Here is a 26,998-nt window from a genome sequence, read left to right as displayed (position 1 = left end):
AATTGATGTCACATGGGCGGCATGATGACCGCGTCGATCACATGGATGACGCCGTTATCGGCGGCCACGTCGGGCTGCGTGATATTGGCGTCATTCACCTTTGGCCCGCCTTCGAGCGTGAAGGTCACTTCGTTTCCTTCGACGGTGGCCGCGGTCATGCCCTCGGTCAGGTCGCTAGAAGCAACATTGCCCGGCACGACATGGTAGGTGAGAATGGAGACCAACTGATCCCGGTTCTCCTCGAGCAGCAGGTCGTCGAGTGTGCCTTCGGGAAGCGCGGCGAACGCTTCATCGGTCGGGGCAAAAACCGTGAATGGACCTTCACCCTTGAGGGTTTCCACCAAACCAGCCGCCTCGACGGCCGCGATCAGAGTTGTGAAGCTCCCTGCCTCACTGGCGGTGTCGACGATATCTGCGGCATAGGACGAAGTCCCCATTGCAACCACAGCTGCACCTGCGAGCAAGAATTTCTTGATCATCATCGTTTCCTCATAGCAAGACATGAGCGACCCGTATGGCCGTCTCTGACACCCCGATACGGAGCTTGAAAGCATGCGGTTCGCTTGCTGGCGACTTTAGAGGATCACATGAGTGTCAGAGCTTCGTGAACACAACTCGCACATAGCTACCGGGGCCCATCCAAACGACAGAATTCTATGGACTTGCGCCGATGACAATTGAGCTCCCGGCAAGCCTCACTTAGCCAATCTCTTGTTCCGGCCTTTCTCAAGTCGAAACCGCGCGACTGATAGCGAAGTCTGAGGTTCCAACCGAAACAAAGCGGCCACCAAGGCATTTGGAATCTAAAGGAGGCCGATATGAGCAAGTTTTCTGTTGGCGATCACGTAGCCTGGAATTCAGAAGCGGGCCGCGTATCCGGTAAGGTCATCAAAGTTCATCATGCCGACTTCGAGTATAAGGGACATACTCATCGAGCGTCGAGGCAGGACCCGCAGTACGAAATCAAAAGCGACCAGTCCGATCACGTAGCTGCGCATAAAGAGAAGGCGCTGACGAAGATCCAGCGATGACTGCTCAGTTCGCGACGGTTGGGCATTCCAATCGTCAAGTCATCGAATTTCTAGACATGTTGAGGGATGCGCAGGTAGCACTGCTGGTCGACGTTCGGTCATTTCCACGATCGCGCACCAACCCCGGTTTCAACATCGAAAGCTTGCCGCACGATCTCGCAAAGGTGCAGATCGGGTACCGCCATCTGCCGGCGTTGGGTGGGAGACGACCCAGGCAGCCCGATGTGGATGACAAAATGAATGCGATGTGGCGTGTCCAAAGCTTTCACAACTACGCTGATTATGCACTGAGCGACGAATTCGCGGACGGCTTTGACAAATTGCTTCGTCTTGGTGGCGAGCGCCGTGTTGCACTAATGTGTTCAGAAGCGGTCTGGTGGCGCTGTCATCGCCGGATCATCACGGATTATTTGCTGATGAACGGCCACGCCGTTGACCATCTCATGTCGCCTGGTCGCACGGAAACAGCGAAGATTACGCGTGGAGCCCAGAAAACAGCGGATGGAAAAGTCGTCTATCCGCTCCCTACCACCTGATCCGGAGCCATTGACGCAGCAGGATAAATTGCCTCGATGACCATCTTATCGAGGGGTATGTCGTGCCACTGCGGATAGATGGTCGAGAGCGCTGCGAGTGAGTAACCCACACCTATGGTGACCGGCTTCGCCGCCATACCGGCCAGTGTGCGGTCGTAAAAACCGCCACCATAGCCGAGGCGGTACCCGGCTCCGTCGAAGCCAACCACCGGGGCCACGACGACGTCTGGAGTCACTGTTTTGCCATTAGTTGGCACTGGTATGTTCCAGACGCCCTTTTCCAGTTGTTCACCCGGTGACCAAGATCTGAATTCAAGTGGCTTACCCTTCGCTATCACCACGGGAAGAGCCAGTCGCGCTCCGCAGGAACAAACACTGCCCGACCATTCGCGGAGATCAGGTTCGCCTCGAAACGGCCAGTAGACGCCAACTGTCAGTCCGTTTGCGATTCCAATCTCGTGATCCAGCCGTTTGGCAATTCGCCGAGAAGCATCCATGCGAGCATCTACCGGGATAGCGAGCCTTTGCGTGATCAACTGCGATCGCTTTGCCCTCCGCCATCGCGCGACGTCGATCGCGGCTTGTTCGTCCGGGGCGAGGCCTGAGTATTCTGGATCGAGCTCATGCATGAAGCACGGCGGCGAAGCATAAGCGGCGTTTTCGTCCCCATTTGTCATTAACGCGTTCCCTTCCATTGTTGAACCTACGCCGCTGCTGGCACGATCCGTGATCCGCACATGAGGATTTGGGCTAATGGCGCTCGTCATTGGTTGTCGCCATCAATCGCTGGTTTGTCGCGCCATCCCAATCTGAACAGGGCAACAAGCGCGACGGCTGCCAGCGTCAACACCTTTCCGGCTTCCAGCACGGCGTAAAGCATGTGATGGGGTGAGGAAGGCATAGGCCGTCCGCTGATCAGCGCTTCGACACGCAAGTCAAGGACCGGAAGCAGCCACAATGCCTGCACCGCTACGATTGCGACGGTGATGGCTGTGAAAACGATCTCTGCACGTGGCGCTCTTGGAAAGAAAACAGCAATGCCGAGGAGCGTCGCCAGGCCCCACTCCACTTTCGTGAACACCGCGAAGGTGCGTCGGCCGACTTCTACCGCAACAGCGGGGTCGAGGGATGCGGCTTGAAACTTCGCGAGTGTCGCCAAAAAAGAAACGCCAACTATCATTCCCAACCAAACACTGGCCACGAACCCGGCGACCGCATCGGGGAAGGGATCAGTCGAGCGAGGTTTCATATCGCCGTCTCCCCGCCGTTCAGATCAGTGGCTCTTACTGGGGCACAGATAGCGAATTGCAGGCTTCTGGCGAGCGCAGTTGACTCCACGATGAACGCAGCCGTTAGTTCAGCATCGAGCAGGTTTGAAGCGTTCCGCAAAAAGATGCTGAGCCAATAATAGAGATTCCATCCGCGAAACTGCTCAAGCTGGGAATGGGTTACGATCGGGTGCACGTTGCACGGCGCGCTCTTGAGCATCATCACACTTCCGATCTCGGTGATGTTCTCAAGCTGCCATACAAATTCGCGGCCCAGCGCTTCTTTCAACACCGGTCGCAGGCGGGCACAGCCGCGAACTCGTCGAGAGACTTCGCCAGTCACAGCGGACCGATGAACGAAGCAGGATAAGGACGTTGGAAGCCTGGCGACCATCTTCATCAAGAAAATTCCAGACAGCAATGCAGCGAAGATCGTAGTGTTTACCAAATAATCGCGACAATCTTTGTTGACCGGACCGTGCGCAGCGTAGGTCGCCATTCTGGAGGGATCTGGCCTGAAAGCGACACGTCGTAGGCGTTTTCCAGCCAGCGGCGACGAGGCTGCTCCGGGCGGCTTGACTTTCTTCGCCCGAAAGCCCACGTCTTGGCCATGCGCAAGTTCACACGCCACCTTTCGGTTTCTTTCAGGGTATGCCCCATCGCGGGCATCTGACCCCCGGCCAGGTCGCGTCGCGCCCCGGCCGCGGGGCATAGGCTGATTATCGCAATCGCGGTTTGGTCCCAACAAGCGGCATCACTTCTCAATTTCACTAGATTCCGTCCGCTCCTTAACTGGCTGCGGCGGTCTACAACTATGAGGGCCGAAGGCATGGCTCCAACGAAGAATAAGAACCGCAAGCCGGCGATAACGCTGGCTCGCACCGATAGTGACCGGCTCTGGAGGCTTGCCGAATCGTTTTCGGACAGGAGTCCGGAGGTGGCCGAGACGTTGTTCGCTGAACTCGAGCGGGCTCGCGTGGTCGACGACGGCCGTATCCCCGACGGAGTCGTGCGTATGGGGTCGTCGGTGCGTTTCACGAGCGATCTGGGCGAGGATCGTCGTGTCACGCTGGTGTTTCCAGGCGAGGCTGACATCGCGCAAGGCAAGGTCTCTGTGATCACTCCTATCGGCGTCGCACTGATCGGCCTTTCGGCCGGCCAGTCCATCGACTGGACCGCGCGCGATGGCCGTACCCACCGTCTCACCGTGCAGGCAGTCGACGCGCCCTCTGTCACGGTCGAAGCGTCGGCATTGCCGGAAGCGCAGACCGCGTCATGACCGACGTCATGCCGCAGTGCCGTCTTGCCTTGTTCGGAGGGTGTCTGCTCGCAGGATCCTAGCCCCTGCGCCGCATTTCGCGGCCAGGGGTCTCCAACGCGTAATCAACGTATGCGCTCCGCGGAGCGATGGAGAACTGCGATGAATCCCGATGCTTGCATCCTCACCACCAAGGACTTCACCATTCTCGAGGTCATGCGCGACCGCTGCCTCGGTACCGACGATCCGCTCAAGCCTATTCTCGACAGGAAGCTAGGCTCGGCGACGGTCATGTTCCGCGAGGACGTGCCTGTGAACGTCGCCACGCTCAGCAGCCGCGTGACATTCAGCGTCAACGGGCGCGATTCCGACAGCCGGATCATTTCCCACGATCGGATGCACTCTTCGGTCGGCCTGTTCCTGCCGATCACCACGGCGCGCGGTCTGGCCTTGATGGGCCTCAGCGAAGGACAGGAGTTCTCGCTGACGAACAGCGATGGCGAGACAGAACGCGTCTTGCTTGAAAGGGTGCTGTACCAGCCCGAGGCTGCGAAGCGTGAGAAGGAGGCGATCGTCGGCATGCCCGCGGGAATGCCACGAAAGCCGAATTTGAGGGTCATCCGCGGCTCGCTCCAGGACAGCCCACGTCTTGTCCCGACAGGCCATGACGGATTCGATGACCCTGGCCCTTCAGCCGCCTGAATGCCGCTGCGGCAAGGAAAACGAAAATGACAGAGTATCTCATCCTTGCCGCGGCCGCTTTCCTAGCCGGCATGCTGAACACGGTTGCCGGCGGCGGCACGTTTCTGACGTTCCCGGCACTCGTCTACACCGGGGTGCCGCCCGTGGCAGCGAACGCGACGAGTGCCGTCGCCGTATTCCCCGGCTATCTCGGCGGCGCGCTCGGCTTCAGGCAGGAGATTGCTGCTTTCGACCGAAAGCGACTGCTGAAGATCGTTGGCGTGACGGCCATCGGCGGCCTTATCGGCTCGGTCCTTTTGCTCGTGTCATCGAACGAGGCTTTCTCCGTTGTTGTGCCGTTCCTGCTGGCGCTCGCCACGATCGTCTTCGCCTTGGGCTCGCGCATCCAGACCTGGGCCGCCCGCCACAGCCTTGGCAATAGTGACGGGCCTTGGAGCACGCTCATCGTCTCGATCTATGGCGGCTACTTCAACGGAGGATTGGGGATCGTCCTTCTGGCGCTGTTCTCGTTGTGGGGCATGCGCGACATCAACCTGATGAACGGGCTGAAAACCGGACTGTCGTTCGTGCTTTCGGCGATCTCGGTCGCAACTTTCGCCGTCGCGGGCATCGTGGAGTGGCGTCAGGCGATCGTGATGATGATCGCCGCGACGGTCGGCGGATATGCGGGCGCGCCGGTCGCAAGAGCGCTACCCGCAAAGGTGGTCAAATTCATCGTCGTCCTGGTCGGCGCGACGATGAGCATCGCGTTCTTCTGGCGAGCATTCGCATGATTGTGGGTTCGTTGATCCGATCAGGCCCGCTGCTGACCCGGGTTCCGCCCCGGCGGCGGGCCTAGCAGCCAGTCCGCCGGGGTGACGACCTTCGCATCCCGACGCCATGTCGGCGACGGCGTCGCACGGCCGTTGCCGGGCTGTCCGGATAACCGTTCAAAGTGCCCGCGACTACGTCGCGGCAGCGTGCGCCTTCATCACGGAGAACCGCATGTCGGATTACAGATCCAGATCGCCAATTCGCAGCCTAATCGCCCTCGGCGTTCATCGATGGCGGCACAGGAAAGCCATCAAGGAACTTGAGGCGCTCAGTGACCGGGAACTTTGGGATATCGGGCTCATCAGAAACGACATTGCAAGGACGGTCAAACGAGGCTCCCTCGAAAAGTAGCAGTCGTCCAAGGCCCAGTGGCCGTTTCGCAATTAGATAGAGATGAATACTCCATGGACACGGTCACAACCGTTATCATCGCGACAGGCATCTTCGGACTGATGCTGCTCGCGTTTGCCGTCTATTGACGCAAACAGGTATCCTGCACGCGGCATCCATAGCCGCGTGCAGGCTGAACTCACTTGCGCCTCGGCGTCACGGACAACCCTGCCGCCAGTTCCGAAACGGAACTGGACTTTTGCTCCTTCTTCTTGTCCTGCTTGGGCTTACGCGCTTCCCTGTTGCCATTTCTCTTGGTCATAAACAGATCCTTTCCGGCGATGCGCGACGTGCGGATGCCCTGCACCCGCCGCGCTGCTTGAACAAACTTTTCGTTGTTCCCTGGCCTGTCGCGCTCAGCGCAGACGAGCCAGGGCTAGTGGCCGATTTGGGGCCGCTTGCGGAAGCGAAGCCGGATGATCTGTGACAACTTGGTCATACCCCCACTGAAAGGAGGTCCGCACCAAAGTCAAACCTTCATCGATCCCGACCAGAGCTTCGCGAGCGACATAACGTCACCTGCAAAGTGACAATCCGAACGGCTATGTAAGCGCCATGTGCATGAGGACGTTCATCAAGGTGTCGAGGCTTGCCGGTAAGGGACGCGTTCCCTCCCGGAGCAGGCTTCCTCAACCAGAATTCCGCACCTGAGCCTCTCCGGGAACTCTCGCCCACATCGCGGTCTACACATGCGGCCAGCGCGCCGCATCGATGGAGCGTATTATGAGATTTCCTCGCGTCCGCCTGCTATGTCTTCCCTGCAATCGTTCGGTCCCGAAGTCGGCAAGCAGATGTCCGTGGTGCTTGTCGCCGAGGTTGGAGCCTGCTCACTACCCATTCGCATTCGACACCGCGCCTGCGCGGTCGGCGACCGGACGGTCGGTGTGGCCATGATGAACGTCGGACCGAGCAGGATCACCGAAGCCGCGTCGATTTCGACCGAGATCGCGGCTCTGCCCTGGCGCATCGGATGCGAGGGAACGCTGGAGATCCTGGTGATGCGCAAAGAGTGGGAGGACAGCTGGGCTATTCCGGCTGAGGTCCGTTCGGACTGGGCGGCGGAAGTTCAGGCGGCCGATCGCGCGGCGTTCCGCGATGCAGGCGTCACCGGCCGGTTCGGACCGGAGCCCCTCGGCAGGTATTTCCACAACAGGCGTCGGACATGTGGCGACGAACAAGGCGTCAATGTCGTTGTGTATGGGCTATCCGTTCTGCGCGTACACACCAGTTGGCCCGCCGAGATGAAGGTGGTCAGGCACTGGGCGACTGCGGCCGAGGCTGCCGCTCTTGTCGCCGAACTAGGTCTGACGGCCGTGATCGCTGCAATGTCGTCAAGGTCGCCGACGGCGCACGGGAATCGCGCATCCAACATCGGTTTGTGCAAGGCAAGTCTTCCCAAATTGTCGGCGGGGGTTGCTTCGCAGGCCGGAATGGATAGGTTCGGCGCATGTTGACCACGCCTGCATTCCTGCCCCCGAAGGGCACGCGCCTGCGCAAAGCAGGACCCTGACCCGGACGCCACCTGACCCCTGGCTCAGCGTCCGGGCCTGCCAGGATTGCATTACCCGATACCGACTCTTGCGCCCATAGCGGCGCGGTCGTCTGGTCCGACAAGGGCCGGCGTGGAGACAAATCATGGATATCCTTGGCCTCCTGCATCCGCAGGACATCTTCGTGCGCGCCACTGCAGAAGCGCGACGTCCATTGCTCAGGGCGATCGCCGCCACTCTTGCGAACCAGTCAGGCCTATCGGATGACACAGTGCTGACGGCACTCCTCAACCGGGAAAGCCTGGGTTCGACGGGAATCGAGAAGGGCATAGCCGTTCCCCATGCCCTTCTAAGAGGCCTCTCCAAACCATTCGCGACGCTCGTCATCCTGGAACGTCCCATTTGGTTCCGGGCTCCGGACGATCAGCCCGTCGATGTGGTGTTGGGGATTATTTCGCCATTGGAACTGTCCACCGAATTCACGCGAGCGCTCGCGCGCGTCTGCCGTGTATTGTCGGATCCCGACATCCTTGAAGGCATGCGCCTGGCTTCATCTCCAAACGAGATCATCGCCCGCATCGAAACCGCCTCTGACCATTCCACGAACCAGCTTGCGGGCGGGCTGCCACCGACAGCGCCTGCCGCTCGGACTGCAAAAATGGAGGGCCGGCCATGAACGCCGCCAAGACCGCCGGTCGCTCAAATCTTTGGCGCGACGGGGCGGTGACCGACGAGCACATCGCCGAATCGTTGGATTGCGAAGTCGACACCATCCACGACATCGTGGAAGCGTGGACCAGCCGTTCATTGACGACGACGTCTGCGGATCCGTCGGCTCGAAGACACGGGCCTCACGGCTGCGTCAAGCTGGCGATCGCCCACGCCCTCGTAACGGTGTGCGGACTGGCCGTGCAAGACGCGGCAGCGGTGACCGCGGGTTGTTGGCAGGTAACGGCATCCTTGCTGAAGGTGCTGGATTTTGCGCCGAAGCCCGAACGACCGGGCTTGGCCACCGTTAAGGCTGCAGGCGACGATATTGCCGTCGATCCCTTTATGTTGTTCGTTCCGCACGCGCCAGAGGCGATACCCGTAGCCGCGATAGATGAATACCTCGACATCGCCGACGGCAGACGGGTCTATTGGCGACGGGCGCGGCGGGATCCCTATCTCTTCGCCAGCGAGCTTCATCGGCTCTACATGCTGAACCGGCGTCAATCGACGCCCGAGGTTCAAGCTGAATATCTCGAGCTTCTAGGCCGCCTTCGTGAACCGGCCGACCACATCTGCGAATGGATGGGCTCCATTTCCTTCGGTCGTTTCCGCACGGCTCCCGACAGGTTCGCTGAACGCACACCCGCGATGCTGCAAAGCCCTGTATGGGGTAGCTCAGAGCCCAATTACGCCGCCTCCTACGCCATGAAGGCCTCCGTCAACGTGTCGCTGGCGGCGCGGTCCATGAAGCGAAGAATCCTGGGCCTTGGAGTGACAGACCCCTTTTCGAGAGGCGTAGCGAGAGAAAGAAGCAAATCATGATGAACACGCCCTATTACCTTGTCGACAAGGCGAAGCTGCTCCGCAACTTGGAGCGGATCGCGTACCTGCGAGAGAAGTCCGGCGCGAAGGCACTGCTCGCCCTGAAGTGCTTCGCGACGTGGTCCGTCTTCGATTTTATGCGGCCGTATATGGACGGCACCACCTCGTCGTCGCTGAACGAAGTCAGGCTCGGGCGGACGCGGTTCGGCGGCGAGACCCATGCATACAGCGTCGCCTGGGCTGATCACGAGATCGATGAAGCCGTAGGACACGCGGACAAGATAATCTTCAACTCCGTCGCGCAGCTGGATCGCTTCAGCCCTCGCGCGGGAGGGATCGCCTGCGGGCTGCGTATCAACCCGGGCATATCCTCGTCTTCATTTGACCTTGCAGATCCGGCTCGGCCGTTCAGCCGCCTCGGCGAAAGCGACCCTGGCAGGATCGAAACCGTCCTGGACCGGATCGACGGGGTCATGATCCACAATAACTGCGAGAACGACGACTTCGAACTGTTTTCTCGGATGCTCGACGGGATCGAGGAACGCTTCGGAGAGCTCCTGCGGTACCTGGACTGGGTTAGCCTTGGCGGCGGTATCCATTTCACCGCGGACGGCTACCCCCTGGACGCGCTCTGTGATCGTCTGCGTGCATTTTCCGAGCGCTACGGCGTGCAGGTCTACCTGGAGCCCGGCGAAGCGGCCGTCACCGACTGCACGACCCTGGAAGTTTCCGTGCTCGACACCCTTGTCAACGGCCGGCACCTGGCCGTCGTCGATTCTTCCATCGAGGCCCATATGCTGGACCTGCTCATCTACCGCGAGGAGACTCAAGTTGTCCCGAACACCGGACCGCACGAATACATGGTCTGTGGGAAGTCCTGCCTTGCGGGAGACGTTTTCGGTACGTTCCGGTTCGAAGCTCCGCTGAAGGTCGGCGACCGGATCTCGTTCCAGGACGCGGCCGGCTACACCATGGTGAAGAAAAACTGGTTCAACGGCGTTGCCATGCCATCCATCGCCGTACGCGAGCTCGACGGTTCGATCCGGAACATCCGCCAGTTCGGCTACGCCGATTACGAAGCGAGCCTTTCGTAAGCCTTCCTCCGACCCCAACGAAACAAGGAATACCCCCCTCGAAATGAAGCGACATATTCTCATCATCGGCGCTGGTGGCGTCGCACAGGTCGTCGCGCACAAGTGCGCGCAGAACAACGACGTTCTCGGCGACATACACATCGCGTCGCGGACGCTCGGGAAGTGTGAGGCCATTGTCGCCTCTCTGCGGCACAGGACGGCGCTTAAGGTCGATGGTCTGCTGGAGGCGCACCAACTTGACGCCATGGACGTCGCCGCGACAACCGAATTGATCCGCAGAACCGGCGCTGGGATCGTCATCAACGTCGGCTCGGCCTTCCTCAACATGTCGGTGCTGTCGGCATGCGTAGCCACGGGCGCGGCATACATCGACACGGCTATCCACGAAGATCAGCTGAAAGTCTGCGAGACGCCGCCGTGGTACGCGAACTACGAATGGAAACGGCGTGACGAGTGCGCTAGCGCCGGCGTCACCGCGATCCTGGGTGCAGGCTTCGATCCCGGTGTCGTCAACGCCTACGCGCGCTTCGCCCATGACGAGTATTTCGATCGCATCGATTCCGTCGACATCATCGACATCAACGCGGGCAGTCACGGCAGGTACTTTGCCACGAACTTCGACCCAGAAATCAATTTCCGGGAGTTCACTGGGCAGGTTTGGTCCTGGCAAAACGGCGCGTGGAAGTCGAATCGGATGTTCGAAGTCGGCAAGGACTGGGATCTTCCCGTCGTCGGCCGCCAAACGGCATATCTGACTGGGCATGACGAAGTGCATTCGCTGTCCCAAGTCCTCGGCATACCGAACGTCAGGTTCTGGATGGGATTTGGCGACCACTACATCAACGTGTTCAACGTTTTGAAGAACCTCGGACTCCTTTCGGAGAAACCCGTCACGACCGCCGAGGGCCTAGAAGTCGTTCCGCTCAAGGTAGTGAAGGCAGTCCTGCCCGACCCGTCGTCCTTGGCGGATGGCTATTCGGGCAAGACTTGCATCGGGGACCTGGTCAAGGGCGTCAAGGACGGCCGGGAACGGGAGGTCTTCATCTACAATGTCGCCGACCATGAGCAAGCCTTCGCAGAACTGGGAAGCCAAGGCATTTCATACACGGCCGGCGTTCCCGCCGTCGCTGCGGCGATCCTGGTAGCTACCGGGCGATGGGACGTTCGTAAAATGGCGAACGTGGAAGAACTTCCGCCGCGCCCCTTTCTCGGATTGCTGGGTCAGCTCGGCCTGTCGAGTCATATCAGCGAGAACGGGGACGACCGCGAACTCTTGTTCCCGTGATGGTGCTGGAGGCGGCGGCCGATGCGCCAATTGGCGTCGGCCGCAGCCAATCGAACTGACGACGCTCTCAAAAGACGCGAGTTCGGTGGCGTCGATCGAGCGCGGCGACGGCCTCAAGCAGTCCGGCCCTGGTCGGCGACCCGGCAATCTGGGAATCTTTCCATGGCAAATGTCGGAGCTGAGCATCGATCTTTCCTGACAGCGACACAGAGGCCGTCGATCGACAACTGCCGGACAGCCCCGTGTCGGCGACGATTTCGCAGAAGGATTCGGCCGTCCGCACCGACATGAACAGCACGGCATCCAACTCGCCTCCCAGCAACCGGAGGCGAGCCGACTTTGGGAGCGATCCGGCTTTAGTCGTGCGGTAGACCTCGACTTGTTTGCAACGGTACCCTCGCTCGGTCAAACGGGATGCGACGTTGACGGAGACGTGGTGGCCGCTCGCATAGGCAAGAAGCCCGTCGCTTGGTCTCAAACTCGCGTGCACCAGGTCTAGAAGGCTCTCGGCTGTACCAAGCGCGGCTTCCACGCGACGGAAGCCTGCCTCTCTCACCGCGGCGGCGGTTTCGGGGCCGACGGCAAAAATCGGCACGTCCAGATCGAGACCGACAAGGGCAGGCACGGCGTTCGCGGACGTGAGGATCACCGCTGCCGCCTGTTCGAGAGCGCCCCGATCGTGACGCGAGCGTCCGACCTTCAACAGCGGCGCGATATGGACGACATGCCCCTCAGCTTGCAGTGCTGCAGCCAAGGCAAACGCTTGCTCTCGCGGCCGGGTGAGCAACAGCCTCAATTTGCACCTCCATGCGCCTGCAATCAGCGGTTCAGCTGGTGAAGAAGCTCTGCGTTCCGTGCGCTTCTATGGCTTCGGCAAGCCGTCCTAGAGCATGAACGTAGGCGGCGGTGCGCAGAGTGACACCCTTTTCTCGGCCGACCTCCCAAACCGCCCTGCCTTCGCTCTCCATCATCGTCTGCAGGCGTTGATGGATATCCTCGACTGGCCAGTAGAACCCTTGCCGGTTCTGAACCCACTCCAGATAGGACACCGTAACGCCTCCGGCATTCGCCAAAATGTCGGGGAGCACGACCGTTCCGTTCGCTTCGAGTATCTCGTCCGCCGGAGGGGTAATCGGACCGTTGGCCAGTTCCAACACCAGACTTGCCTTGACCATGGCGGCGTTGTTTTCGTGGATCATGTTTTCGAGTGCCGCGGGGACCAGCAAGTCGCATTCGATCCCCACAAGCTCGTCGGCCTCTAGCCGCTCGTGGCCTCCGTTGCCTGCAGTGCTGGCAACCGGCATTCCGATTGACTTGGCGTGCGTCAACAGGTCGATGTGCAGACCGGCCGCGGAAAAGACCGCTCCCTGCGAATCCGAGACGGCCACGATCTTGTGCCCGTCAGCTGCGAGCAGCCGCGCGATATGCTGCCCTGCATTGCCAAACCCTTGGATCGCCACGCGCATCGTCTCGCCTAGCTTGAGATCGCCGGCCAAGTGCTTCACGAGGTAATATCCGCCTCGCGCGGTCGCGTCGCCGCGTCCGAGCGATCCGCCAAGCGCGATCGGCTTGCCCGTGATCATGGCGGGTTCGTGCTGCCCCACGATCTGGGCGTACTCGTCGGCCATCCAGCCCATGATCATGGAGTTCGTATAGACGTCCGGGGCAGGAATATCCCGGTCCGGCCCGATGATCCGCGCAAACGCTTGGATATAGGCACGCGACAGCCGTTCGAGTTCGGCTTTGGACAAGGTTCGCGGATCGACTTGGACAGCTCCTTTGCCGCCGCCATACGGCAGGTTCATCACCGCGCACTTGAACGTCATCCAGAACGCCAGCGTTTCTACCTCGTCGGCAGTCGATTCGGGATGGAAGCGTATTCCGCCTTTTGTCGGCCCGCGCGTGTCATCGTACCGGCACCGCCAGGCAAGAAACGATTTCCGTGATCCGTCATCCATGCGGATCATCAAGCGGACTTTGGTCGTCTCACGCGCATATTTGAGCTTCTCGATGACGTCGGGGTCGATATTGAGGTGGGCGGCGGCCTCGTCGAGGCGGACCAAGGCTTCGTCGAGCAGGGAGTGTTCGGGCATCATGTCTCTACTTTTCGGTTCAATGACAGCTCATGCTCGCCCGACTTGCCGGGCCTTTCATCGAGCATGGCTAGGCTTCGGTATTCGCGCCTGAAACGGCGACCGAGGCGGACGAGAATCTCGTAGCCGATCGTGCCGGACGCCGAGGCGACATCGTCGACCGTCTGTTCGGAACAGACGATATCGACGAAGGCCCCTTCTCGAAGGGTGCCGGCGCTGTCGGTCGCGTCGACGACGATGCTGTCCATAGACACGCGTCCTATGAACGGCATTGCTGTATCGTCGAAAAAGGCCGACGTGCACGCGGAACGTGGCCATCCGTCGGCGTATCCAAGCGAAATCGTAGCAAGCTTCGAGGGGCGTGCCGTCCGCTTCGTATGCCCGTAACCGACGAAGGTTCCCGTCGGCACATCACGCAGCTGGATGACGCGTGCCGACAGTCCGACGACCTCCTTCATCGGGTTTGGCCTTCCGGGGGTCGGATTGAGCCCGTACAATGCGGCTCCCGGGCGCACGAGATCGAAATGGAAACCGCGTCCGATGAATACTCCCGCCGAGTTTGCGAGAGAGGAACCGGCTTTCTTAGGGAGTACAGATCTGAGCTTGGCGAATTCGCGCCGTTGCCGATCGTTGGCGGAATGCGCGAACTGATCGGCACAAGCGAGATGGCTCATGATCAGTTCGACGGACAGGCCTTTGAGGAGCGCCGGATCGGCTGCCAGCATGGCGATGTCGCCAGGCGCTAGACCCAGACGGGTCATTCCAGTGTCGAGCTGCAATGCGATGGGCATGCTGCGGCCAGCCGCTCCGGCGCAATGCTGCCAAGCCGCGAGCTCTCCTACCGTGTTGACCACCGGTATCAAGACCGACTTCAAGAAATCGTATTCAGTCCCTCGCGGCGTGCCGTTAAGAACGAAGATACGCGAGCTGAAGCCGATTGCCTTTCGCAGTTCGAGACCCTCGTCGAGATGGGCGACGAAAAAGGTTTGGCAGCCGGCCGCCTGCAGCGAGAGTGCGATTTCAGCCGCTCCCAGTCCGTAGGCATCTGCCTTGACCACCGCCGCGCATTCGGCAGGCTTCGATGCTGCGGATAACAGTTTCCAATTTGACACGACCGCATCGAGGTCGACGGTTAGGATCGCCCCCTCCCGCAAGACGTCGCCTATCATCGTTGATACCTCGCGGGGCCGAGGTCCGAGACATCGATGTCCGGAGGCCTGCCGGACAACACGTCCGAAAGCACCCGACCCGAGCCGCATGCCATCGTCCAACCCAGCGTGCCGTGGCCGGTGTTGACGAAAAGACCGGAAATTTCAGTAGCTCCGACGATCGGCGGTCCGTCCGGCGTCATCGGGCGCAGGCCACACCAGAACGTGGCATTTTCCACGTGACCTGCGCCGGGGAATAGGTCCGTCACCGAGTGCTCGAGCGGCGCTCGACGCGAACGCGGCAGCGAAAGATCAAAACCGGATATCTCAGCTGTTCCGCCGACGCGTACGCGATCGCCAAGACGCGTGATGGCGATCTTGTAGGTCTCGTCCATGACCGTCGATACGGGAGCTGCGTCCGCGTCGACCAACCGCATCGTCAGTGAATAGCCCTTGACCGGATAGACTGGGAGACGAATGCCTAGAGGAGCGAGCAGGCGAGGGGAGTAGCTTCCTGCGGCGACTACCACGGCATTAGCCAGCCATAGGCCTTGCTCAGTCCTGACCCCGGCAACAGTCCCTCCATTGGTTACAATTCCATCTACGGAAACGCCGTACTGGAAATTGACCGCGGCAGAGGCGAGAGCCGCGAGCTTCTCGGTGAAGATGCGACAGTCCCCCGTCTCATCTCCGGGAAGCCGGAGGCCGCCAACAAACTTTTCCTCCACCCGAGAAAGTGCCGGTTCCGCCGCGATGCATCCGGAACGGTCAAGCATTTCGAAATCGACGCCGAATTGCCGCAGGACGTCTGCGTCTCCATCGATGCCGTCAAGCTGCTCTTGGGTTCGAAACAGCTGCAGAGTGCCCATGGACCGCTCGTCGTAGGCAATTCCGGTGGTGGCGCGAAGATCTTGGAGGCAGTCGCGGCTGTATTCTGCGATCGGCACCATGCGCGCCTTGTTCACCGCGTATCGTGCCGACGTGCAGTGCCCCAACATTCTCACCAGCCAAGACCACATGGCCGGATCAAGCCTTGGACGAATCGCGAGCGGACCGTGCTTCATCATGAGCCACTTGACCGCCTTCAGTGGCATTCCTGGTCCGGCCCACGGCGACGAGTACCCAGGAGAAACTTCCCCGGCATTGGCATGGCTGGTTTCGAGCGCGGGGCCAGGCTGACGGTCGAAAACGGTCACTTCGTGTCCCGATTGTGCGAGATACCAAGCGGTGGTGACGCCGATAACGCCGCTGCCGACGACTAGAACCCTCATGTCCGCCGCCAGCGGACGTTGGTAAGCAATGCCGCGGACGGGCGGCGTAAATGTGTGTTTGTCATAGTGCATCTCCGCCAGGCCAGCCGTGGCGGGCCCGGAAATCAGAACCGAACTTTAGGCTTGATTGGATTTCCGGCCCCCGGTCGACAGCCTCGCGGCTGCGCCAGGGCTAGATGCACGCGATGAGAGATCCCGCATGGTTCATGAACCGAATGCGAACTCTCGATAGCTTTCTGTCCGTCAATCGCGGGAGAGGCACGTCAGCTGCTCATCGGCAAGATGTAAACACGTGCAGCATAACGTCACGAACGCTTTGATCAATGGCTTCAATGCATATTCCAGTTGCTCCAGACCAGACAGAGCACAGCTCCAACTCACTGCTGGCCACGGTCCAGCGTCCTTTCTCGCACAGCCTCGAACCCTAGCCGCTCCTGCAGGGGTGCTTGACGTGCAGCAACATCGGCAAGTGTTAGACGGTCCAACTCTGCGAAAAATGCTGCCAATGCTCCACGTAGCGCACCGGTCAGGCCACAGATGCCTGTAAACACGCAACTTGCTGCAGTATCGTCCCCAAGACAGGCCACCAGCTGGGTGTCGGTTTCGAGCGCGCGAACGACTTGACCCATCCGAACCTCCTCTGCAGGGACAGCAAGCGACAGCCCGCCGATCCGTCCGCGCGCGGCCTTTACCAGACCCATTCGCACCAGCCGCTGGACGACCTTCATCAGATGGTTTGAGGAGACGTGATGTCGTCGAGCCAGATCATGAACGGTTACCCGCTGTCCGTTCGGCAGAGCCGCCAGCGCGATGAGCACGCGAAGGGCGTAGTCGGTATGTGTGGTGAGACGCATTGCAGGCCTGCTACAAAATGATGCATCTACAATACCTCTTTTTTCGGCTAGATGAAGAGGCGGAACGATCAAGACCTCGCGAGCGCCAGAAATGCTCACCGACGAACGACCCACTAACCTGACTGAAGAACTGATCGAGTGCGTCGTGCATACCTTTTACGATCGCGTCCGACAGGATTCGATGCTCGGGCCAATCTTCGAGGCCAGACTCGGCGGTCGGTGGGATGCACATCTCGCCAACATGGTTGCCTTCTGGTCGACCGTTGCGATGCGAAGCGGGCGGTACACTGGTAGGCCTCATGCCGCTCATCAGGGGCTTGCTCTCGAGCACACCCATTTCGCTCGATGGCTCCAGCTGTTCGAGACGACCGTATCCGAGCTATGCACGGCCGACGCCGCAGCGTTTCTCATCGATCGAGCACAGCGCATCGCTGAGAGCCTGCAGATCGGCCTGAACATCGGACTGAAAGCGCTTGACCTCCCACCGCGCCGCGCCGCGAAGACCTTTTACAAAGTTTGAGACAGAAAGCAGGTAGGACCATGTCTCGCCAAATTGGAATGCATTCCCTGGCAGTTGCTGCGGGAGTCCCTTTGTTTGCGCTCCTCGCAGCCTCTCCCGCCCAGGCACATGTCAAGTGGTTCGCACCCTACATCGTGGGTGCTTCTCCGGCTCCGATCGGCAATACGCTGACCAACCTCTGGTTCTGGGCGGCGATCGGCCTTGTTCTCATCTTCTTCATCGTGACGAGGGCAATTGAAAGAGGTCCTGTCGGACAAAGTATCCTCGTGGGGATGGACCGGGTTAGCGACCCGCTCTGGAACAGGCTCGACGACTTCATCCGAGTTGTAATCGGTGCCTTCTTCGTCGCTGTTTTTGCAGTCGGCGGGGTATATCTTACGCCCGACCTGCAGACCCCGGCCGAGTGGGTTTCGTGGTTGCAGCTGCTGATCGCCTTCGGGGTATTCTCCCGAAAGACAATGCCACTGTCGGCCGCCGGCATCATCTTGCTATGGGCGCTAGCGCTCCGCGACTACGACTTCTTCCATCTTCTTGATTACCTGGCGCTGGGCGTGGCCGTCGCCGCTTATCTCGTTCTGGCCGCGTCCCGCAATGAAGATTGGCGCAAGCATCGCTTTGAAGTTCTACGCTGGGGCGTGGCCATTGCCCTGATGTGGTCCAGCCTCGAGAAGTTTGCATATCCAGACTGGTTCTACCCCCTTGTCCAAGAAAAGCCCTTTCTCACCTTTGGCATGCCGCGTGACGTGTTCATTCCGATGGCAGGGGTGGCCGAGTTCACGATGGGCTTTGGTCTGTTGTGGACACCTCTGGTGAGACGGCTGTCGGCCGTCGCGCTGTTCATCATCTTCAACGCGGCGGTTTATCCTTTCGGCCGCATCGACCTCGTGGGCCACGCGCTGATCATGGCGATCATCGTCGCTATCGCTGCCGACCACACGCGCGAGCTGCACTTTGTCCCGAAGCTCAAGCAGTCACTACACAGCGTTCCTGCGGGGCTTGCGATCGCATTGGTGTTGTTCGTCGGCAGCTACTGGGGCCTGCATCGCGCATTCTACGGGCCGGACGGCGCGCCACAGGAAGTGGCAGAACGGGCGACGCATTCCTACAATCCGGAAAGTCCGCATGGACCGATGGGGTCTGGTGAAATCGGTGATCGACCGGCGTCGGACATACACGTCGCAAAAGACGGCGGGGCAGATACAACAGATCTGTCGCAGGGGCCCGCCGCTGCTGCATATGAGGCGACGATGACTACGATGCACGGACCCATGATTGAAGGCATGCGCCACCCTGATCCAGACGTAGCCTTCATGTTGGGCATGATCCCACATCACCAAGGCGCGATCGATATGGCCCGGGTGCAACTGCAGTTCGGCGCGGACGCGGAGACCAGGTCCTTTGCCAAACATGTCATCGCGGAACAGGAAACCGAGATTCGGCAGATGGAAGCGTGGTTGGCGCGTCGGGGTGTCCGCCGCGCTAGTTTTGGCAGTCCGCAAGAGCCCGATTGATCAAGACAGACAACACCTGTGGCGACCAGCGCACGTGACAAAATTGCAATGAGACACCCGGCGGTAGCGCTTCACCCTCGCTCATCGGCTGGCAGCCAATCATGATCATGGAACATCGACCAATCGCGAGTGATTGGACGAATGATGGAGTTCGAAATGGCCGAATCCTACACTCCTACCGACAACCCCATGGTGACGGGCATTAAGGGTTTGTGTCCTCGCTGCCAGCGGGGCCATCTTTTCAAGGGGTTCCTGGCGATGGCGCAGCAGTGCGAAGTCTGCGGCTTGGACTATTCGTTTGCCGACCCTGCAGATGGGCCTGCCTTTTTTGCGATCACGATTGCGACGATTCCCGCTTTGGCCTTCGCCGTTTGGCTACAAGCCTCCTTCAACCCTCCACTATGGGCGCACGTCATCACTACGCTGCCTCTCATCGTGGGTTCCTGCGTCCTGCTGCTTAGGCCGCTGAAAGGCTGGTTGGTCTGCTCGCAGTTCTTTCACAAAGCGGAAGAGGGCTCCATCGATCGGGAATGGCACGCGGAGCGATCGCGCCAGCGTCGAACGGAAAAGTAGAGGCTCGGCCGGGAGACTACGTCTCTTTTGAGTTGTATGTGCACGCGATACAAGTCACGTCGAAAACTATCAATCGATCGGGAAGTAGCCCAAGTCGTGTTGCACATTCTCACTTGGACCAGAGCGGGCAGCTTTTGTAGCAAATCAAGGCACCCTGTCATTGGCAACTATTCCTCCTTCGTCCTCCAAACGGGCGATACGCTTCGCTTCAGATTCCGTGAACTTCAACCGCACGCCGATGCCGCCACCGTTCTCTTCGATGAAAACGGCGCCGAGATCTTCCAGCTCAGCCTGCAGCGCTGCGATGGTGCTGTCGTCAGGTACGTCGAGCTTGCGCTCGAAGTCTTGGATGACGACTTCATCGATGCCAGAGCGGATGCTGAGCTTGCCGCGAGTGATCTCGACCAGGGCCCTTGCCGCCCTGCACTGCGACCCGATTATCATACTGCCCTCCTTCGGTAACTGATGGCGAGCCAATCTTGTCCTGCCTCTGTCGGGTTTCATGGTGGCGCAATGTCCTCAATCACAGATCGCTGGATTGGCCGTATCGTGGCAACGACCAGCTCCAACGCAGCGCGCCGAAACGGATCGCAAGGGTCAGGACGAAGCCAGCGACGATCGCGGTCTCTCTAGGCACAACCGTACCGTTGAGCAGGACAAACGCCATAGCTCCGGCAAGCGCTGCGGTTGCATAGATCTCGCGACTGAGTATGGCAGGAATTTCGCCGCTCAACACGTCCCGTACAATCCCACCAAACGTCGCCGTCACCAGTCCCATCGCGACGGCAGGGATTGGCCCGGCTCCGATCGCGAGTGCCTTGTCCGCGCCCAGCACCGTGAAAAGCGCTAGGCCGACCGCGTCGAAGCGGAGCAGCAAGGCTTCCCTGGACTGCGGCACATGGGCTAGGAAGAACACGGCAACCGACATCACCACACAGGCGAGCAGGTAGCCGGGGCTGTTCACCCAGAAGACGGGTGTGGCCCCGAGAACTGCGTCGCGGATCGTCCCGCCGCCGATACCGGTCGCCGTGCCGAGCAGTACGAAGCCAACGATATCCATCCGCTTCCTGGAGGCCGCAAGCGATCCCGTCACGGCGAACACGGCGACCCCGAACCAGTCGAGGAGGACAACGGCAGCGTCGATCATCGTTCTTCCCTTCAGACGAGACCGGACGTTGCTGTATCCGTCAGCACGACGATCGATGAGCCGGATCGGACATTGTCGTGTAGGTGGATCACGTCCTGATGCAGTAGCCGTACGCATCCCGACGAGACCGCCTTCCCGATAGTCCATGCTTCTGCAGTGCCGTGGATGCGGTAGAGCGTGTCGACGTTGCCCTTATGAATGTACAGCGCTCTTGCGCCGAGCGGATTGTCGATGCCTGGAGGCTGGCCATGCCGCCACTTTTCCAGCTGAGGCTGGCGCTTGATCATGTCCGACGGAGGCGTCCAGACAGGCCACTCGCGCTTGTAGGCGATATGCGCGCGGCCCGACCACTCGAAGCCGGAGCGACCTATCCCAACACCGTAGCGGGTCGCCATTCCGCCAGGTTGGATATGGTACAGGTAGCGGTTGGCCGTATCGACGACGACCGTGCCTGGCTCTTCGTGGGACGGGTATTCGACCACTTCCCGGATATAGCGTGGATCGAGGCGCGAGAGGTCCGCGGCCGGGATTGGGAATGCTTCTTCCGGCATCGCCCGGTACATCAGGAGCGCGTGGTCAGGATGTTTCGATGCTGGAGGAGGAACCGGCACTTCGGGTGGCGTCGGAGCAGTGGTCGCGCAGCCCGCGAGCGTCAGCGCGAGAACGCTGCCCATGGAGGCGAGCACGGTTCGCCTGTTCATCTGGGATCGTGGAGTGATGGTCATTCGGGTCATCTTAAGGAAAACGCGCACAGCCGCAGACACCCACGAAGAGCGCTAGCTCAAGGGCAGGTGGAGGACTGGGCGGACAGAGAAGGTCCGGACCGAATGTATCGGATAACGTTCGAGAACCGGACGACGATGGGGTCGAGCCCGACGCTCAGGGTAAGATGTTCATCAAAAGCCCCCGGCAGCGATGCGTGCACAGCATGCATGCCCCCTCTGTCATTGGCCTGAGAGTTTGGCCGACCACGCTTCAGGCGACGGCGGCTTACACCTTCGGCGGGAGCTGCTGCTCCGCTTTCCAGAGTGTTGATCGGCGGGCGGTCCGGGTGCCTGAGAGTTTCCGGGGCGGTTGCTCCTTCGGCGGTCGGCGTACCGACTCTCTCCCGCTCGCTGATTATCCTGTCTACTAGGACCTCGTTTGAGGCCAATTTGTGATCAGATGCGTCCAGGTCTTTCAGTAACGCTTCGTCGCTGGCGCACCACGTTTTTTAGGCTCGAAGTTTCCTGCATAAGGCACTGCCGTGTCCGTCCTCTTGGATGCAACGTCATGCAGTTTTCGACGACGCGATAGCACACCGTGAGGTGCCGCCGTTGTCAGTGATGACGCCACCTCCGCGTCCCACGGTCAATAGGTGGCGACGGTCAGCCGTGCTATCATGATGATAGCAGCCAACCGTCGCCCAGCATGGCCCCAGTTTGAGAGTGTGATCAGGAAGGATCAGATGGCAGATTTCAAGGTCGGATACTTTGTCGGCAGCCTGGCTAAGGGCTCGATTAACCGAAAGCTCGCTCAAGCGCTTGTTCGCCCCGCTCCGCCGGAACTGCAAATGCAGGAAATCCGCTTCGGTGATTTGCCGATCTACAGCTACGACTATGATGCCGACTGGTTTGGTGGAAGGCATGGGCAAACACATTGGAAGCCGTACGGTACTACCCCGCCCAATGCCTGAGCTCAGCAAGAGCCGGTCACCGTAGCGGAGTTTCCGGTCTGAGGGGCGACGAGCGGGCCTAGCGCGCGCGGTTGACATTGGTGCTCGAAGTAGCAGTATTCTTGACGGCGACGCAGCAATCGCCAGCGGGGTCGATGACTTAACCCTCCAGGCTTGAAGATGTCGGCCCCGCATTTCGCTCACCGTTGGAAATTCTGGATATTTTAGCGTGCTCTGATGTCCGCAGCACGCTCAGGTTGTTTATTGTCAGCAATGTGGCAATCGGGTGACAGACTTCGGGTGGCGGTTCGTGTATTTAGAAGCTATTGAATTACGAGGAACCATTCGTATGAAGAACCTTCTTCTTGCTTCGGCGGCTCTTGGCGTCATCAGCGCTCCTGCTTTCGCGGCTGACGCAGTCATCTATGACCCGGCACCGACCGCTCCCATCGTTGCCTCGGTTTATGACTGGTCGGGCGCTTACATCGGTATCCAGGGCGGCTATGTCTGGACTGATCTCGAATTCCCGGCGGGCTTCGGCCTTGCGGACGAGAATTTCGACGGCGGCACTTTGGGTGCCCACGTTGGGCTGAATGCTCAGAACGGCAATCTGGTCTACGGCGTTGAGGCCGACATCAACTACACGTGGAACGAGAACGAGTATGTCCTCTTCGGTGACACGTACGAAGTGGGCACGGATTGGTCTGGTTCGCTTCGTGGCCGTCTTGGTTACGCATTCGACCGCACGATGATCTATGGCACCGCCGGTCTTGCGATTACCAACGGCTTTGTCGAGGGGCCCGGTGTGGATGAGTCTGAAACGCTCACTGGCTACACTGTTGGCGCGGGCGTTGAGCATGCCTTTACGGACATGATTTCGGCTCGGGTCGAGTATCGCTATTCGGACTATGGCAGCGACGATTTCGGCCTCGGCCTTGGCGATTTCGACGTCAACGAACATGCTGTTCGCGTAGGCGTCAGCTTCAAATTCTAAGCATACTTCTGAGCCACACTCAGAACACAGGGCCGGGAGTAATCCCGGCCTTTTTTGGTCGACAGTAAGTTTTGCGAAGTTTGTCTCAAACATCTGCCGAAATCTCGACAAGCTGATGATCGGGCAGGGGCCGTTGCAGAGATTTCGCCTCGCCCCACGACACGCGCAGCCAGACATCGATTTCCTCGGGGCTATGGGATCGCCTCAGTCGACGAGGCCCGGGCTGCCTGTCTCCAGATTAGCGTTCTCGGCCCCCGGTTGATCCTCTGCAGTCAAACAGTCTTGGAAGGTAACGCGCAGCCTCTGCACTATATTTTCGGCCCGCCGGACGACCTCAAATCCCGATCGTCAATGACTTTATTCCAAGCGGCCGCTCCGAACCAGACGGTCCGCTTTTGGAAAGCACTCGGTGGTAAGCTGCCGTTCTGGGCCCGCCTGATCAGGCAAAGTCTGCCTGGTCTGCTTACGACCCCATCCTGGTCATTCAGTTCGGTTTGCCCGTGGCCCGAAACCCGCCATTCAAAGGCACCCGGGTTTCGGCTCGCACGGGGCCGTCATCGGACGGTCCGGTCTGGCCAAGAAAGCGAGAGATCAGACGTTCGGTTACGACCCCAATGCCACTATTAAAACGCATTGCCAGGACCGCCTCTATTCTACCCTGTGCTCCGTCGTGCGCACCAAGTCCAATTTTATACTGGAAGAAAGCAGACCCTGTGACGCTCACTGTCTTAACCGTTGGAGTGTGAGAATGTTGCCGGGATCCTTAGCTTGCGCAATTGTGGAACGATCCGACTCCGCACCTGTTCTCCTTCCACCCAAAGAGGAGAAACAAAAATGGATCATTCCAATCACGTACGACTGCAGGCCGACGAACTTACACAGAACAACCTCGAGGGCGCGACGATCTATGGACCTGGTGACGAAAAGATTGGCCAGGTGTCGCACCTTCACGGCGCTGGCTCGGATGCGCAAGTGGTGGTTGACGTTGGTGGTTTCCTTGGCATCGGCGCAAAGCCGGTGGGGATCCCAATCAGCCGGCTGGATTTCATGCGGGACGAAGCGCACACGGTGCATGCCGTGACGACCTGGACGAAAGATGAGCTCAAAGCACTGCCCGAGCATCAACACTGACTGCTTGATAGAGCGACAGCCTATGAAGCCGTAGAATATAGGGGCATAATTGCCCTGCGGATCCTCATCCGCCGACGGCTGGCGCGAAGTAACCGCCCCCCAGCAGAAGCAGCGCGCTAGCCGTCATCCCACTGCGGAACAACTTGGCGATAGCGAGTTCAGTTCGCGCCGCTTCCCTTTCAACGCAGCGGCCAGACCCTTCGGCTCGGAAGCGGTCGTAGCGATCGCCCTTCGGACGACCGCTCCTTGCTGTTCAGAATCAACTGCCTGTCCAGGACCGGGATGCCTGCCACATGGAAAGGCACCGCAAGCTTTGTATGTGATGGCGCGGAACATCTTCGGCGGCGTTGAGGGTCGGACTGCGTGTTTGTCTACACGACTGGCAAGGGCTGGTTCCAGAACATGACGGGCGGGGAACCACGTTCGCGCTGTCGGACACCGCAATGCGAGGACAGCCGGGCCGAACCCGACCAGAGCGCCTCAGGCCTGTTTCACTAGAGAGCTGCCACGAGCGAGCAAAGCAGTGATCTCCGAAGGCGTCACCGGACGAGAATAGAGAAAGCCCTGTAGGTCGTCGCAGCCGATTGACCGGAGATGGGTGCCTTGTTCCACCGTCTCCACACCTTCCGCCGTGGTTCTGAGCCCGCGGGCCTTCGCCAGTTCAATAATCGCCTGCACAATGGCCTCATCGCCGTTGAGCCGCCCGAAGCCGCTGACGAAGCTTCGGTCAATCTTGATACGGTCCACCTCGAGCTGCTGGAGGCGGCCGAGGGAGGAGAAGCCTGTGCCAAAATCGTCAAGCGCGATGCGCACGCCCAATGCTCGGAGCGCTTTGACGTTTTGATCGCCAATCCCGTTCGGGTCAGTAAGAGCGCTTTCGGTTAGTTCCAGTTCGATACGACGTGGATCGATTTCGGTTTCCAGCAACAAGGCAGCGACCTTCGTGGCGAAGGCCGGACTGCGCAGCTCGATGGCCGAAACGTTCACAGCGACCGAGAGCGACGGCCAGAGCTTTGCGGCGTTGCAGGCTTCCCGCAAGACGAAATCGCCAATTGCTTCGATCTGGCCGGTTTCCTCTGCGATGGGAATGAATACGTCTGGCGATATCCAGCCGTTGGCGGGGTGCCGCCAGCGTAGAAGCGCCTCAACACCGACGATCCTCTGCGTGGCTGCATTTAGCAACGGCTGGTAGTGAACTTCGAGCTGGTCGCTTCTTGCCAAAGCCGCCCGCAGATCCCGCTCGATGTCGCGGCGGGCTTGCAGGATTGCACCCATCTCTGCGCCAAACATGGCGTAGCGACTGCGACCGGAAGTCTTTGCATGATAGAGTGCAATGTCAGCTTTGCGGCATAGTTCAATCCGCGTATCTCCGTCGCGTGGCGCAATGGCGACCCCGATCGTTACCCCAATGAAGACCTGATGGCCCTCGATGTCGAACGGTTGCCGAATGGTGTCGATGATCCGGTCGCACAGCAATTCGACATCTTCCACATGGCGCAGAGCAGGGATGACGACCGTGAATTCGTCACCCCCCAAGCGCGACAGTGTGTCGGTGGAGCGAATGAGACCGGACAGGCGATTACCGAACTCAATGATGACGGCGTCGCCCGCCGGATGGCCCAGGGTGTCGTTGACCTGTTTGAAGTGATCGAGGTCAAGATACAGCACCGCGACCAACTCGCCTGCCGACTGATTCAAAGCCGCGTCAAGGCGATCGTGGAACAAGGCGCGATTTGGCAGTTCGGTCAGCGAGTCGTGGTGGGCCAAGTGCTTCATTCTGGCGTCACGTTCTGCCAATCGGTGCGAACGACGATCCAGAAGAAACAGAAGACCACCGACGAGACCGAGCATCATTGCCAACGCCGCCGTTGCTGCAGGCGCAATCCGACTAACGACCGCAGCCCCAGGACGGTAGGGCTGCCAGACGAAGTATCCGATCGTATCGCCCGACGATGAAACTATGGGAAGGTTGGTCTCGCTCCTTTCCGAAGACGGCTCCCAGGCAAAGCGTAGATCTTCAAACTGATAGTCCCGCGACAAAGCTGCCACGAAATCGCTATCGAGAAATCGAACTGCGACATGCAGATATTCCGTGCCCGCTGTTTGCTCGATCTCACCGGTATCGGAGACGATTGGCTTGATGCTCACAAGGGCAGGGCGTCCAGCAACGACGCCTATGTCTGCTTCTCCAAGACTGAGAATTCGATCGGAAACGCCGCTTTCATCTCCGCTGAGCAACCGCTGGCGCAAGCTGGCGACCAAGGGCTTCGCGACTTCTTCAACATCGGCATAAGGCCGGTCATCGCTGTGAGTTGAGAACTGATAAATGGGAGCGTTGGCGGGATCGAGGACATAGGCTCCGTCATGACCGAAATAAGTGTGCATCCAGCTGCCCAGATTATAGTCGATCCACTCGGCGCTCGATGCTTGCCGTACAGCGGTGACGGCATCATCCCATACAGTGACGCTTTCCTGATTGTGGGCGATCGTCTCCCGAAGGTTGCTGGCAACAAGCGTTGCCAGTGCAACCTGTCGGTCGACCGCGACCTCATCCGCCTCCTGCCCAGCCCACACCAGGAGCCCGCCAACCAGTGCAGCGACAGCGCAAACCCCAAGCATCGCCGGAACCGCGATCAGTCGCGCAAATCGCCCTGCACGGATAGAAAAAGCTGCCATGATAACCCCCGTCGATGAGGTTCATT

Annotated in this window: 31 protein-coding genes, 1 pseudogene and 1 riboswitch; of the genes and pseudogenes, 18 read left to right on the top strand and 14 right to left on the bottom strand. The window is 59.8% G+C overall.

Going from position 1 to position 26,998, the window contains the following annotated elements:
• Positions 1–8: 8 nt before the first annotated feature.
• Positions 9–479, bottom strand: a complete 471-nt coding sequence (locus ALII_RS0112050) for a fasciclin domain-containing protein (protein WP_024587565.1) — start codon at positions 477–479, stop codon at positions 9–11.
• A gap of 339 nt (positions 480–818) precedes the next feature.
• Between ALII_RS0112050 and ALII_RS22015 the strand changes: the two genes are divergently transcribed.
• Positions 819–1,031, top strand: a complete 213-nt coding sequence (locus ALII_RS22015) for a DUF2945 domain-containing protein (protein WP_081718980.1) — start codon at positions 819–821, stop codon at positions 1,029–1,031.
• Positions 1,028–1,567 carry a DUF488 domain-containing protein gene (locus tag ALII_RS0112040; RefSeq protein ID WP_024587564.1) on the top strand — a complete coding sequence of 180 codons (540 nt, stop codon included), beginning with the start codon at positions 1,028–1,030 and terminating at the stop codon, positions 1,565–1,567. Before ALII_RS22015 ends, ALII_RS0112040 begins: the two co-directional genes overlap by 4 nt.
• Here ALII_RS0112040 and ALII_RS22010 read toward each other — a convergent pair.
• Genes ALII_RS22010 through ALII_RS22410 form a run of 3 tightly spaced genes read right to left on the bottom strand, consistent with a single transcriptional unit; the run spans position 1,546 to position 3,334 of the window.
• Positions 1,546–2,334 carry a 5-formyltetrahydrofolate cyclo-ligase gene (locus ALII_RS22010; protein WP_348265981.1) on the bottom strand — a complete coding sequence of 263 codons (789 nt, stop codon included), beginning with the start codon at positions 2,332–2,334 and terminating at the stop codon, positions 1,546–1,548. The genes ALII_RS0112040 and ALII_RS22010 overlap by 22 nt on opposite strands.
• Positions 2,331–2,816, bottom strand: a complete 486-nt coding sequence (locus tag ALII_RS0112030) for a DUF4149 domain-containing protein (RefSeq protein WP_024587562.1) — start codon at positions 2,814–2,816, stop codon at positions 2,331–2,333. Before ALII_RS0112030 ends, ALII_RS22010 begins: the two co-directional genes overlap by 4 nt.
• Positions 2,813–3,334, bottom strand: a complete 522-nt coding sequence (locus ALII_RS22410) for a hypothetical protein (RefSeq protein WP_152529611.1) — start codon at positions 3,332–3,334, stop codon at positions 2,813–2,815. The genes ALII_RS0112030 and ALII_RS22410 overlap by 4 nt, the downstream gene beginning before the upstream one ends.
• 330 nt (positions 3,335–3,664) lie before the next feature.
• Here ALII_RS22410 and rnk point away from each other — a divergent pair, with 330 nt between their 5' ends.
• The 4 genes from rnk to ALII_RS23295 all read left to right on the top strand — a co-directional run bounded on the left by rnk (position 3,665) and on the right by ALII_RS23295 (position 5,959).
• Positions 3,665–4,114, top strand: a complete 450-nt coding sequence (rnk, locus tag ALII_RS0112020; protein WP_024587560.1) for a nucleoside diphosphate kinase regulator — start codon at positions 3,665–3,667, stop codon at positions 4,112–4,114.
• 141 nt (positions 4,115–4,255) lie between these two features.
• Positions 4,256–4,795 carry a hypothetical protein gene (locus ALII_RS0112015; protein WP_029660466.1) on the top strand — a complete coding sequence of 180 codons (540 nt, stop codon included), beginning with the start codon at positions 4,256–4,258 and terminating at the stop codon, positions 4,793–4,795.
• Between the two features lie 26 nt (positions 4,796–4,821).
• Positions 4,822–5,568 carry a sulfite exporter TauE/SafE family protein gene (locus ALII_RS0112010; protein WP_024587558.1) on the top strand — a complete coding sequence of 249 codons (747 nt, stop codon included), beginning with the start codon at positions 4,822–4,824 and terminating at the stop codon, positions 5,566–5,568.
• A gap of 106 nt (positions 5,569–5,674) precedes the next feature.
• Positions 5,675–5,959 (top strand): DUF1127 domain-containing protein, encoded by a 285-nt coding sequence (locus tag ALII_RS23295; RefSeq protein ID WP_024587557.1) that lies wholly within the window; start codon positions 5,675–5,677, stop codon positions 5,957–5,959.
• A 178-nt stretch (positions 5,960–6,137) separates the two neighbouring features.
• Here the strand turns inward: ALII_RS23295 and ALII_RS23235 are convergent, their stop codons facing one another.
• Positions 6,138–6,260: a hypothetical protein gene (locus ALII_RS23235; RefSeq protein ID WP_280113765.1), complete on the bottom strand. Its 123-nt coding sequence runs from the start codon at positions 6,258–6,260 to the stop codon at positions 6,138–6,140.
• Between the two features lie 427 nt (positions 6,261–6,687).
• Between ALII_RS23235 and ALII_RS0111995 the strand changes: the two genes are divergently transcribed.
• The 5 genes from ALII_RS0111995 to ALII_RS0111975 all read left to right on the top strand — a co-directional run bounded on the left by ALII_RS0111995 (position 6,688) and on the right by ALII_RS0111975 (position 11,400).
• Positions 6,688–7,452 (top strand): hypothetical protein, encoded by a 765-nt coding sequence (locus ALII_RS0111995; RefSeq protein WP_152529609.1) that lies wholly within the window; start codon positions 6,688–6,690, stop codon positions 7,450–7,452.
• Between the two features lie 181 nt (positions 7,453–7,633).
• Positions 7,634–8,164 (top strand): PTS sugar transporter subunit IIA, encoded by a 531-nt coding sequence (locus ALII_RS0111990; protein ID WP_024587555.1) that lies wholly within the window; start codon positions 7,634–7,636, stop codon positions 8,162–8,164.
• Positions 8,161–9,021, top strand: coding sequence for a hypothetical protein (locus ALII_RS0111985; RefSeq protein ID WP_024587554.1), 861 nt, complete (start codon positions 8,161–8,163; stop codon positions 9,019–9,021). Before ALII_RS0111990 ends, ALII_RS0111985 begins: the two co-directional genes overlap by 4 nt.
• Positions 9,018–10,115: a carboxynorspermidine decarboxylase gene (gene nspC, locus ALII_RS0111980; RefSeq protein WP_024587553.1), complete on the top strand. Its 1,098-nt coding sequence runs from the start codon at positions 9,018–9,020 to the stop codon at positions 10,113–10,115. The genes ALII_RS0111985 and nspC overlap by 4 nt, the downstream gene beginning before the upstream one ends.
• 43 nt (positions 10,116–10,158) lie before the next feature.
• Entirely contained in the window at positions 10,159–11,400 is a 1,242-nt protein-coding gene (locus ALII_RS0111975; protein ID WP_024587552.1) for a saccharopine dehydrogenase family protein, read from the top strand.
• 67 nt (positions 11,401–11,467) lie between these two features.
• Here the strand turns inward: ALII_RS0111975 and ALII_RS21660 are convergent, their stop codons facing one another.
• From ALII_RS21660 to ALII_RS0111950, 5 genes are all read right to left on the bottom strand, one after another.
• The gene (locus ALII_RS21660) at positions 11,468–12,154 is read right to left on the bottom strand and encodes a uroporphyrinogen-III synthase (RefSeq protein ID WP_161632259.1); all 687 of its coding nucleotides are present in this window, start codon (positions 12,152–12,154) and stop codon (positions 11,468–11,470) included.
• Between the two features lie 73 nt (positions 12,155–12,227).
• The gene (locus tag ALII_RS0111965) at positions 12,228–13,493 is read right to left on the bottom strand and encodes a Glu/Leu/Phe/Val dehydrogenase (RefSeq protein ID WP_024587550.1); all 1,266 of its coding nucleotides are present in this window, start codon (positions 13,491–13,493) and stop codon (positions 12,228–12,230) included.
• A complete protein-coding gene (alr, locus tag ALII_RS0111960; protein WP_024587549.1) occupies positions 13,493–14,662 on the bottom strand; it encodes an alanine racemase in 1,170 nt (389 codons plus the stop codon). The genes ALII_RS0111965 and alr overlap by 1 nt, the downstream gene beginning before the upstream one ends.
• Positions 14,659–15,912 (bottom strand): D-amino acid dehydrogenase, encoded by a 1,254-nt coding sequence (locus ALII_RS0111955; protein ID WP_024587548.1) that lies wholly within the window; start codon positions 15,910–15,912, stop codon positions 14,659–14,661. The genes alr and ALII_RS0111955 overlap by 4 nt, the downstream gene beginning before the upstream one ends.
• A 377-nt stretch (positions 15,913–16,289) precedes the next feature.
• Complete coding sequence (locus tag ALII_RS0111950) at positions 16,290–16,766, bottom strand: Rrf2 family transcriptional regulator (protein WP_024587547.1); 477 nt, start codon at positions 16,764–16,766, stop codon at positions 16,290–16,292.
• Positions 16,767–16,857: 91 nt separating this feature from the next.
• On the opposite strand from ALII_RS0111950, the gene ALII_RS0111945 reads away from it, so the two are divergent.
• From ALII_RS0111945 to ALII_RS0111935, 3 genes are all read left to right on the top strand, one after another.
• Positions 16,858–17,286, top strand: coding sequence for a group III truncated hemoglobin (locus ALII_RS0111945; RefSeq protein ID WP_024587546.1), 429 nt, complete (start codon positions 16,858–16,860; stop codon positions 17,284–17,286).
• 71 nt (positions 17,287–17,357) lie between these two features.
• On the top strand, positions 17,358–18,797 hold the full coding sequence (locus ALII_RS0111940) for a DUF305 domain-containing protein (RefSeq protein WP_244437430.1): 1,440 nt from the start codon (positions 17,358–17,360) through the stop codon (positions 18,795–18,797).
• A 141-nt stretch (positions 18,798–18,938) separates the two neighbouring features.
• On the top strand, positions 18,939–19,370 hold the full coding sequence (locus ALII_RS0111935; RefSeq protein WP_244437429.1) for a DUF983 domain-containing protein: 432 nt from the start codon (positions 18,939–18,941) through the stop codon (positions 19,368–19,370).
• A 144-nt stretch (positions 19,371–19,514) separates the two neighbouring features.
• On the opposite strand, the gene ALII_RS0111930 is transcribed toward ALII_RS0111935, so the two are convergent.
• The 3 genes from ALII_RS0111930 to ALII_RS0111920 form a co-directional block, all read right to left on the bottom strand.
• Entirely contained in the window at positions 19,515–19,814 is a 300-nt protein-coding gene (locus ALII_RS0111930) for a hypothetical protein (protein ID WP_024587543.1), read from the bottom strand.
• A 79-nt stretch (positions 19,815–19,893) separates the two neighbouring features.
• Positions 19,894–20,517 carry a trimeric intracellular cation channel family protein gene (locus ALII_RS0111925; protein ID WP_024587542.1) on the bottom strand — a complete coding sequence of 208 codons (624 nt, stop codon included), beginning with the start codon at positions 20,515–20,517 and terminating at the stop codon, positions 19,894–19,896.
• A gap of 11 nt (positions 20,518–20,528) precedes the next feature.
• Positions 20,529–21,242, bottom strand: coding sequence for a L,D-transpeptidase (locus tag ALII_RS0111920; protein WP_244437428.1), 714 nt, complete (start codon positions 21,240–21,242; stop codon positions 20,529–20,531).
• Between the two features lie 308 nt (positions 21,243–21,550).
• Positions 21,551–21,638: riboswitch (glycine riboswitch) on the bottom strand.
• Between the two features lie 326 nt (positions 21,639–21,964).
• On the opposite strand from ALII_RS0111920, the pseudogene ALII_RS22005 reads away from it, so the two are divergent.
• The 4 genes and pseudogenes from ALII_RS22005 to ALII_RS0111905 form a co-directional block, all read left to right on the top strand.
• A pseudogene (locus ALII_RS22005) lies at positions 21,965–22,129 on the top strand (ACP phosphodiesterase); the annotation flags it as partial.
• A 391-nt stretch (positions 22,130–22,520) separates the two neighbouring features.
• On the top strand, positions 22,521–23,165 hold the full coding sequence (locus tag ALII_RS0111910; RefSeq protein WP_024587539.1) for an outer membrane protein: 645 nt from the start codon (positions 22,521–22,523) through the stop codon (positions 23,163–23,165).
• A 54-nt stretch (positions 23,166–23,219) separates the two neighbouring features.
• Entirely contained in the window at positions 23,220–23,792 is a 573-nt protein-coding gene (locus ALII_RS22000; protein ID WP_081718978.1) for a DUF1810 family protein, read from the top strand.
• 207 nt (positions 23,793–23,999) lie between these two features.
• A complete protein-coding gene (locus ALII_RS0111905) occupies positions 24,000–24,296 on the top strand; it encodes a PRC-barrel domain-containing protein (RefSeq protein ID WP_024587538.1) in 297 nt (98 codons plus the stop codon).
• A gap of 480 nt (positions 24,297–24,776) precedes the next feature.
• Here ALII_RS0111905 and ALII_RS0111900 read toward each other — a convergent pair whose 3' ends face one another.
• Positions 24,777–26,972 (bottom strand): EAL domain-containing protein, encoded by a 2,196-nt coding sequence (locus ALII_RS0111900; RefSeq protein ID WP_029660459.1) that lies wholly within the window; start codon positions 26,970–26,972, stop codon positions 24,777–24,779.
• Positions 26,973–26,998: the final 26 nt, after the last annotated feature.

Origin of the sequence: Aliihoeflea sp. 2WW, assembly GCF_000497755.1 — a bacterium.
In the GTDB taxonomy this organism is placed as follows: Bacteria; Pseudomonadota; Alphaproteobacteria; order Rhizobiales; family Rhizobiaceae; genus Aliihoeflea.
The sequence above is the reverse complement of the archived record's forward strand: the minus strand, read 5'-3'. Positions and strand labels throughout refer to the sequence as shown.

Coding starts and splice junctions, on each gene's coding strand:
- ALII_RS0111955 (WP_024587548.1), bottom strand. CDS start 15,912: ATGAGGGTTCTAGTCGTCGGCAGCGGCGTTATCGGCGTCACCACCGCT.
- ALII_RS0111900 (WP_029660459.1), bottom strand. CDS start 26,972: ATGGCAGCTTTTTCTATCCGTGCAGGGCGATTTGCGCGACTGATCGCG.
- ALII_RS0111945 (WP_024587546.1), top strand. CDS start 16,858: ATGCTCACCGACGAACGACCCACTAACCTGACTGAAGAACTGATCGAG.
- ALII_RS0111965 (WP_024587550.1), bottom strand. CDS start 13,493: ATGCCCGAACACTCCCTGCTCGACGAAGCCTTGGTCCGCCTCGACGAG.
- ALII_RS0111975 (WP_024587552.1), top strand. CDS start 10,159: ATGAAGCGACATATTCTCATCATCGGCGCTGGTGGCGTCGCACAGGTC.
- ALII_RS0111910 (WP_024587539.1), top strand. CDS start 22,521: ATGAAGAACCTTCTTCTTGCTTCGGCGGCTCTTGGCGTCATCAGCGCT.
- ALII_RS0111990 (WP_024587555.1), top strand. CDS start 7,634: ATGGATATCCTTGGCCTCCTGCATCCGCAGGACATCTTCGTGCGCGCC.
- ALII_RS0111985 (WP_024587554.1), top strand. CDS start 8,161: ATGAACGCCGCCAAGACCGCCGGTCGCTCAAATCTTTGGCGCGACGGG.
- ALII_RS0111950 (WP_024587547.1), bottom strand. CDS start 16,766: ATGCGTCTCACCACACATACCGACTACGCCCTTCGCGTGCTCATCGCG.
- ALII_RS22410 (WP_152529611.1), bottom strand. CDS start 3,334: ATGGCGACCTACGCTGCGCACGGTCCGGTCAACAAAGATTGTCGCGAT.
- rnk (WP_024587560.1), top strand. CDS start 3,665: ATGGCTCCAACGAAGAATAAGAACCGCAAGCCGGCGATAACGCTGGCT.
- ALII_RS23235 (WP_280113765.1), bottom strand. CDS start 6,260: ATGACCAAGAGAAATGGCAACAGGGAAGCGCGTAAGCCCAAGCAGGAC.
- ALII_RS23295 (WP_024587557.1), top strand. CDS start 5,675: ATGTCGGCGACGGCGTCGCACGGCCGTTGCCGGGCTGTCCGGATAACC.
- ALII_RS0111920 (WP_244437428.1), bottom strand. CDS start 21,242: ATGACCATCACTCCACGATCCCAGATGAACAGGCGAACCGTGCTCGCC.
- ALII_RS0112015 (WP_029660466.1), top strand. CDS start 4,256: ATGAATCCCGATGCTTGCATCCTCACCACCAAGGACTTCACCATTCTC.
- ALII_RS0111930 (WP_024587543.1), bottom strand. CDS start 19,814: ATGATAATCGGGTCGCAGTGCAGGGCGGCAAGGGCCCTGGTCGAGATC.
- ALII_RS0112030 (WP_024587562.1), bottom strand. CDS start 2,816: ATGAAACCTCGCTCGACTGATCCCTTCCCCGATGCGGTCGCCGGGTTC.
- ALII_RS0112040 (WP_024587564.1), top strand. CDS start 1,028: ATGACTGCTCAGTTCGCGACGGTTGGGCATTCCAATCGTCAAGTCATC.
- ALII_RS0111905 (WP_024587538.1), top strand. CDS start 24,000: ATGGATCATTCCAATCACGTACGACTGCAGGCCGACGAACTTACACAG.
- nspC (WP_024587553.1), top strand. CDS start 9,018: ATGATGAACACGCCCTATTACCTTGTCGACAAGGCGAAGCTGCTCCGC.
- ALII_RS0112050 (WP_024587565.1), bottom strand. CDS start 479: ATGATCAAGAAATTCTTGCTCGCAGGTGCAGCTGTGGTTGCAATGGGG.
- ALII_RS22010 (WP_348265981.1), bottom strand. CDS start 2,334: ATGACGAGCGCCATTAGCCCAAATCCTCATGTGCGGATCACGGATCGT.
- ALII_RS0111935 (WP_244437429.1), top strand. CDS start 18,939: ATGATGGAGTTCGAAATGGCCGAATCCTACACTCCTACCGACAACCCC.
- ALII_RS0111995 (WP_152529609.1), top strand. CDS start 6,688: ATGCGGCCAGCGCGCCGCATCGATGGAGCGTATTATGAGATTTCCTCG.
- alr (WP_024587549.1), bottom strand. CDS start 14,662: ATGATAGGCGACGTCTTGCGGGAGGGGGCGATCCTAACCGTCGACCTC.
- ALII_RS0111925 (WP_024587542.1), bottom strand. CDS start 20,517: ATGATCGACGCTGCCGTTGTCCTCCTCGACTGGTTCGGGGTCGCCGTG.
- ALII_RS22015 (WP_081718980.1), top strand. CDS start 819: ATGAGCAAGTTTTCTGTTGGCGATCACGTAGCCTGGAATTCAGAAGCG.
- ALII_RS0112010 (WP_024587558.1), top strand. CDS start 4,822: ATGACAGAGTATCTCATCCTTGCCGCGGCCGCTTTCCTAGCCGGCATG.